This window comes from Kitasatospora sp. NPDC004240 (assembly GCF_053603215.1).
This window is the reverse complement of the sequence record NZ_JBSGFD010000306.1, coordinates 1-6,940: the sequence shown is the minus strand read 5'-3', so window position 1 is coordinate 6,940 and position 6,940 is coordinate 1. Positions and strand designations below refer to the sequence as shown.

Here is a 6,940-nt window from a genome sequence, read left to right as displayed (position 1 = left end):
GGCGGCTACCTCACCGACGTCCTCGGCCCGAGCGTCCTGGTCGGCCTGGGCCTCAGCGTGGCCTTCGTCCAGCTCACAGCCCTCGCCGTGGACGGGCTTCCGGCCACCACCCGGGCACCCGCCGCCGGTCACCTCCCGGGCGTACGGCTCACCGCCCCGGCGCCGCCAGGGCCGGGCCCCGCAGCGCCGCCCGGGCCGGCAGCGCGGTGGCGAGCAGGGCCAGCGCCCCCGCCACCACGGCCACCCCGGCCAGGCCCGTCCACTCCCAGTCGACCACCGCGGCGCCGGTCATCCCCAGGCCGAAGCCGGTGAGCACCGCGTACGCGATCGCGCCGCCGAGCAGCAGCCCGGTGGCCGCCACCGCGACCGCCTCCATCCGCAGCATCCCGCGGATCTGCCGGCGGGTGGTGCCGGTCAGCCGCAGCAGGGCGAACTCCCGGCGGCGGTCGGCCGTGGCCATCGCCAGGGTGTTGACCACCGAGATCGCGGTGAAGCCCAGCACCAGCGCCATCCCCAGGTAGTTGGCCGCGGCGCCGTCCTGCCGGGCCTCGGCCGCGACCCGCCCCGCCTGGGTCCGGTCCAGCACCCGCACCCCGGGGTGCCCGGCCAGCGCCGCGGTCAGCCGCTCCCGGGTGACCGAGCCGTCGGCGGCCACCAGGACGGCGGCGGCCAGCGGGTTGTCCACGTGCCGGGAGAGCAGCGCGTGCGACACCGTCAGATCGCCGAAGCCCAGGCCCCGGGCGTAGACCGCGCGGACGGTCAGCTCCACCGGGGTGCCGTCGCCGAGCACCAGCCGGACGGTCGAGCCGGGCCGCGCGCCGAGCTCCGCGGCCGCCCGCTCGCTGACCGCGAGGTCGCCGTCGCCGAAGCCCTCCAGCGTCCCGGCGCTCACCCCGGGGTCCCAGGAGGCGGCCAGGCCCCGGGTGGTGACGCCCTGCGCCTGGTACTTCTCCAGGTCCACCCGGACCTGGCCGCGGACCACCTCGGTCGCCGCGGTCACCCCGGGCAGCGCCCGGACCGCCTCGGCCGCCCCCGCCGGGACACCGGGCGCGGCCGAGGCCAGCGTCCAGGACGCCCGCACCCCGTCCTCGGCCTGCCGGGCGGCCGCGCCGCCAAGCGTGGACTGGGTGAACAGCACCGTGCAGACCATCGCGGTCAGCAGCGCCAGCGGCGCGGCCGCCGCGCCCACCCGGCGGGACTCGGCCCGCAGGTTGGCGGCGGCCAGGTGGCCGCTCACCGGGGACGGGCGCAGCAGCACCGCGAAGACGGCGGCCGCCGCCCGGGCGAGCACCGGACTCAGCAGCGAGACCGCGATCGCCAGCACCAGGACGGCGACGAAGGTGACCGGGGTCGCCGCCGCCTCGCTGTGCAGCGCGGACAGCACCGCGACCAGGACGATCCCGCCGGCCAGCGCCAGCACGCCCGCCACCGCCCGCAGCCGGCCCGCTCCGCGCGGCTCGACCGCGGCCTCGGCCAGCGCCTCGCCGGGCCGGATCCGGGAGATCCGGCGGGCCGAGATCCGGGCCGCCGCCCAGCCGCCGACCACGGTCGCCAGCACCGCCGCGAAGGCCGGGAAGACGCTCACCGTGTGCTCCAGCGTGGCCGGCATCGCGCCGAGGTCCACGAAGCCGTCGTACAGCAGGCCGCCGGCCGGCAGTCCGGCGAGCGCGCCCAGCACCCCGCCGGCCAGGCCGAGCAGCAGCGCCTCCCGGCCGATCAGCTTCCGCACCTGCTTCGGGGTGGCCGCCACCGCGCGCAGCAGGGCCAGCTCCCGGGCCCGCTGGCGGATCGTCAGCGCGAAGGTGCCGCTGACCACCAGGACCGCCACCAGCAGCGCGGTGCCGCCGATCGCGGCGCCCATGCTGACCAGCCGCACCCGGGCGTTGGCCGCGTCCAGGAACTCCACCCGGCCGCGGTCCTCGCCACGGTGGGCCAGCGCGCCGCTCCCGGCCAGCACCGGGGCCAGCTCGCGGGCAAGCGCCGCCGGGTCGGTGCCGGGGGCCGGCAGCACGCCGATCGCGGACACCTCACCGGGCCGGCCGGCCAGCCGCTCGGCCTCGGCCGGGCTGAAGAACAGCGCGCTCTGCCGCTCCAGCCCGCCCGGGGCGGCGGCGACACCGGTGATCCGGTACTCGGCGGGCTCCCGGGTGGAGCGGACGGTCAGCCGGTCGCCGACCCGCAGCCCGGCGCGGGCGGCGAGCCCGGCGTCGACCACCAGTTCGTCGGCGGCGCGCGGCCCCCGGCCCTCGGCGAGGGCGAACGGGGTCAGCGCGGCGGAGGTCCAGGCGTGCCCGTGGCCGGGCCGGTCGTCCGGCACCCCCGGCACGGCGGGGAAGGTCAGCTCGGGCACCGCGGCCCGCACGCCCGGCACCGCGGCGATCCGCCGCGCCAGGTCCGCGGGGATCCACACCCGCTCGGTCAGCGGCTTGGCCTTCTCCTTGGTCTTGACCTTGCCGCCGCCCTTGTCCTTGACGACGACCTTGTGCACCTCCTGGTCGCCGGCCACCACGATCGGCGCGCCCGCGTACCGCTCCGCGCGGATCTCCCCGCGCAGGCCGGTCTCCAGCAGGGTGCCGCAGGCCGTGACGGTCAGCGCGGCGAAGAACAGCGCGACCAGGGCGCCGGCGAAGGCCGACCGGCGGGCGCGCAGGCTCTGCAGGGCGTACGAGAACAGCATCAGACCCACGCTCCCGCGCACTCGGCGGTGAGGGCCTGCGCGGCAGGGCTGGACGGCGCGGCGGTGAGGGGCTGCGCGGGGCGGGGGACGGGCGGCTTCGGCATGGCCCCAGGCTTTCGCGACCAGGGGGGTCGGCACAGTGCGGCGATCCGGCCGATCCACCCGGGGGTTAACCCCCCGTCAGCTCACCGGGCGGCGCACCTGGCGTCTCACCGGTCCCACTCCCCCGGCACCGCCAGCACCCGCTCCAGCGGCGCGGCCAGCGCGAGCAGCCGCTCGTCGGCGCCCGCCGCGCCCACCACCTGGAGGCCCAGCGGCAGTCCGCCCGCCGAGCGGCCGGCCGGCAGGCTGAGCGCGGGCAGCCCGGCCCAGCTCCACGGCAGCGACATCACCGCGTCCCCGGTGCTGTCCAGCCCGTACGGGGCCGGGCCGGTCGCCGCGGGCGCCAGCCAGAGGTCCACCCCCGCGGCGGCGGTGGCCTCGGCGATCCGCTCGCGGAAGTGCTCGCGGGCGCGCAGGGCGGCCGCGTAGTCGTCCGGGTCGACGCCCTGGCCGTGCCGGATGCCGGCCACCGTCTCCGGCCGGTAGAGGCCGCCGAAGCGGGCGAACCACTCCCGGTGCGAGCGCGCCAGCTCGTAGCGGTTGACGGCCCGCGAATGCCGCAGGACCTCCTCGAAGTCCGGGATCGGCTCGGCCCGGCGGACCGTCAGCCCGGCCGCCTCCAGCCGCTCCAGCTGCCGCCCGAAGGCCACCCGCGCCTCGGGCCGCGCCCGCTCCAGGTACGGGCCGAGCGGCACCCCGAGCACCGGCGCCGCGCCGTCCGCCGGCTCCGGCGCGACCGGCCGCCAGTCGTCGCACAGCAGCGGCGCCGCCAGCGCGGCACCCGCCAGGTCGGCGGTGAACAGGCCCACCGTGTCCAGGCTCGGCGCGTTGGGGACCACCCCGTCCACCGGGATCCGCCCGTACGTCGGCCGGAAGCCCACCACCCCGCAGTAGGCGGCCGGCCGCACCACCGAGCCCACCGTCTGGGTGCCGATCGCCAGCGGCACCAGTCCGGCCGCGACCGCCGCCGCCGATCCGCTGCTGGAGCCGCCCGGGGTGTGCCCGAGGTCGTACGGATTGCGGGTCGGGCCCGGGGCGCTCACCGCGAACTCGGCGGTGTGCGTCTTGCCCGCCACCAGTGCCCCCGCCGCGAGCAGCCGGTCCACCACGGCGGCCTGCGGCCCGGCCAGCACGCCCGGCGGCAGCGCGGAGCCGGCGTGGGTGGGCAGGCCGTCCACGTGGACGATGTCCTTGATCCCCACCGTGATCCCGTACAGCGGCGCGGCGGCGGGGTCCGGGTGACGGGCGGCCAGTTCCCGGGCGGCGGCGAGCAGCCGGGCGTGCCGCCCGGGCTCGGGAACGAACGAGCGGACCAGCGGGTCCACCCGCTCGATCCGGGCGCACAGCCGGTCCACGTGGTCGGCCGGCGCGAGTCCGCCCGAGCGCAGCGCGGCGGCCTCGGCGGCCAGCGACCGCGGCCGGACCAGGGGCTCCATGCCGGTCACGGTACGTCAGCCGTCACTGGCCGGTGTGTTCGCCCGCCAGGTACGGGGATTCGCGCAGGTAGTAGGCGCCGCAGGTGTGGCAGCACAGTTCCGGGGTCCGTCCCCAGTCGACGGGCTCCCGCAGCGGCGCACCGGCGTCGAGTTCGCGCCCGCACATGGCCGTCGACTCCGACTCGCGGACCATGTGCCACAGCTTCACCCCGCCGGACGGGCCCTCGGCTCCGTACTCGGCACGCATCTGGTGCATCATTCCCCCATCGTCCGGCGGCTCCGGCGGGGCGGCAACCGGGGGGCGGTACGGGCAGGGCAACCCTCGGCGGCCCTCGTCGGTCTTCCGCTGCGAAGTCGGTCCCCGTCCCACCAGGTCCCCGTCCCACCAGGCACGCGTCCCCCCGGGTCCGCGCCCGCCTGGCCCCGCCAACAGCTGGAGCACCCGTGCGTCCCACCCGTGTCCTCGCCGCCTCCGCCCTGCTCGCGCTCTCGGTCGGCGCGGGCGCCGGCACGGCGGCCGCCGCCGACGCCTCGCCGTCCCCGACGGCCACCGCCACGCCGTCCACCACCGCGGCGCCGTCCACCGGCCCGACCGCCGCCCCGACGGCGACGGCCACGCCCACCGGGACGCCGCTGCCCTCGGGCAGCGCGACCACCCGCAAGCCCTCCACCACGGCGCCCGCGCCGACCCGGACGTCCACCGCCGCCCCCGCCACCCGGCTCGCCGACACCGGCGCGGGCGCCGGCAACCGTCCGATCGCCATCACCGGCGCCGCCACCCTCGCCGTGGGCGCCGCCCTCCTGCTCGCCACCCGCCGTCGCACCGCGGCCGCCGAGGACTGAGCGGCCGGGCCCGCCCCCTCCTTACCTACGACACCGCCCCGTCCTCCCCACCTACGACACCGCCCCGTCCTGCCACTTCGGCCCACCACCCGCCGCCGCACCGGGGCGGCCCACCAAGGACCGAGCGACCCGCCCCCTCCTCCCCACCTACGACACCGCCCGCAGCAACGCCCCGTCCTGCCACTTCAGCACCTTGTCGAAGCTCACCACCGCCCCGCGGAGCGGGTGGTTGCGGAGCTGGACGTGGTCGGTGAGGGCGTGGATCAGGAAGAGCCCGCGCCCGCTCTCGGCGGTGAGGTCGGGGATGGTCTCCAGGTCGAGCGGCCGGAAGGTCGGCACGGCCGGGCGCACGGGGGGCAGCACATGGGTGTCGTACGGACGCTCGGCGCGGACCGTGCGGTACGGGGAGAGGACCCGGGCGGGCACGGTGGCGCGGCCGCGGCGGGGGCGGTCGCGCGTGGCGGGCCGGGCCGGCGGGGCGGCCGGACGGCGCAGCGTGGGCGGCCCGGCCGGGGGTGGCGCCGGGACGGCGGGCAGTCCGGGGCCGCGGTCGGTGACCTCGATCCGCAGCAGGTCGCCGTTGATGGCGGCGATGACCTGGTAGCCCTCGCCGGCGCCGTGCTCGACGGCGTTGGCGCAGGCCTCGCTGAGGGCCACGCCCAGGTCGTGCGCGATCTGCGGGCAGACGCCGGCGGTGGCCATGGCGCCGAGCAGTATCCGCCGGGCCAGCGGCACGCTGGCCGGATCGCGATCGAGGTGAAGAGTCCACCAGACGTCCACGGGAGGTCCCTCCTGGCCAGGAGCCGTCTTGCCGATCAGCCCGGCCCGGCCCGAACGGCAGGACGGCCCCCAGCGGCTTCACGTACAGCTAGGTATCTCCTCGTGTTCCGCCGGTGAACCGTGCCCGGGGGCCGCTGCCGCCCGTTCGGCGGATGGACTGGGGCCGGGGTGTGTGCCGAGCGGCGCACTGCGGGTCGCGCACGCCGGGGCCGAACGGGGCATTCGTAGGGATTTCCCGCGCCGGCGCCGCCCGTACGGGGCCGTGGCCTGCGGGCTCCCGTCCGGCGGCCGGGTTTTCGGGCCCTGCCCACGGTCGCGGTGTACGCGATGAGATGATGGCCCGGCCATGACTGCCCTGCCCGCCGCCCCGCACCCGGGCGCCCCCGCACCGGACGCGCCGGTCGGGGCCGCCGCCTGGGACCTGCGGCTTGCGCGGGCACTGCCGTTCGCCCTGGTCTGCACGTTGATAGCGGCGGCCGGGCACACCGTGGCCGGGGGCGGGGACGTCGCCCTGCCGGCGCTCGCGGCGGGCTTCGCCGTCGTGCTGGCGCTGGCCGCGGCCCTCGGCGGGCGGGAGCGTTCGCTCCTCTCCATCGCGGGCGCGCTCGGCGCGGGGCAGCTCGGGCTGCACTTCCTCTTCCACGGCTACGGCGGGCACGACCCAACGATGGCGGGGATGGACCACGGCGGCTCCGGCCGGCTGACCCTGCCGCAGGTGGCGGGCCGGCTGGTGTGCAACGAGGGCCGTCCCGGCACCCTGGCCGGGCTTCCCGGCAACCCCACGGCCGAGCAGCTGGTCGCCAGCGCGGGCCTGGACCCGAAGGACTTCGCCGCCGCGCCCTGGTGGCAGGGCGGGGTGGCCGGACTGACGCCGTCGATGCTCGCGGGCCACCTGGCCGCCGCCCTGGTGGCCGGCTGGTGGCTGCGGCGCGGCGAGGCGGCGCTCTGGCGGCTGGTGCGGATCACGGCGGGCGCGGCCCGCGAGCACTGGGCGGCCCCGCTGCGGACGGCGTTCGCGCTGGCCGCGGCCCTGCTGCGCGGTCTGCTGGGCGCATCCGGCCCGGTGCGCCGCGGCGCGGTGCCGGCCGGCGGCCACCCGTTG

At 78.5% G+C, this 6,940-nt stretch carries 6 protein-coding genes; 2 read left to right on the top strand and 4 right to left on the bottom strand.

Annotated elements, in window-relative coordinates:
• Positions 1–148 precede the first annotated feature (148 nt).
• The 3 genes from ACWEQL_RS39735 to ACWEQL_RS39725 form a co-directional block, all read right to left on the bottom strand.
• The gene (locus ACWEQL_RS39735; protein ID WP_452156049.1) at positions 149–2,677 is read right to left on the bottom strand and encodes an ABC transporter permease; all 2,529 of its coding nucleotides are present in this window, start codon (positions 2,675–2,677) and stop codon (positions 149–151) included.
• Positions 2,678–2,886: 209 nt separating this feature from the next.
• Positions 2,887–4,215, bottom strand: coding sequence for an amidase (locus tag ACWEQL_RS39730; protein ID WP_452156047.1), 1,329 nt, complete (start codon positions 4,213–4,215; stop codon positions 2,887–2,889).
• A 22-nt stretch (positions 4,216–4,237) separates the two neighbouring features.
• A complete protein-coding gene (locus ACWEQL_RS39725; RefSeq protein WP_452156045.1) occupies positions 4,238–4,462 on the bottom strand; it encodes a hypothetical protein in 225 nt (74 codons plus the stop codon).
• Between the two features lie 197 nt (positions 4,463–4,659).
• Between ACWEQL_RS39725 and ACWEQL_RS39720 the strand changes: the two genes are divergently transcribed.
• Entirely contained in the window at positions 4,660–5,058 is a 399-nt protein-coding gene (locus ACWEQL_RS39720; RefSeq protein WP_452156043.1) for an LPXTG cell wall anchor domain-containing protein, read from the top strand.
• Positions 5,059–5,205: 147 nt separating this feature from the next.
• Here the strand turns inward: ACWEQL_RS39720 and ACWEQL_RS39715 are convergent, their stop codons facing one another.
• The gene (locus tag ACWEQL_RS39715) at positions 5,206–5,838 is read right to left on the bottom strand and encodes an ATP-binding protein (protein ID WP_452156041.1); all 633 of its coding nucleotides are present in this window, start codon (positions 5,836–5,838) and stop codon (positions 5,206–5,208) included.
• A gap of 346 nt (positions 5,839–6,184) precedes the next feature.
• Between ACWEQL_RS39715 and ACWEQL_RS39710 the strand changes: the two genes are divergently transcribed.
• Positions 6,185–6,940: hypothetical protein (locus tag ACWEQL_RS39710; RefSeq protein ID WP_452156039.1), on the top strand; the 756-nt coding region annotated here is incomplete at its 3' end.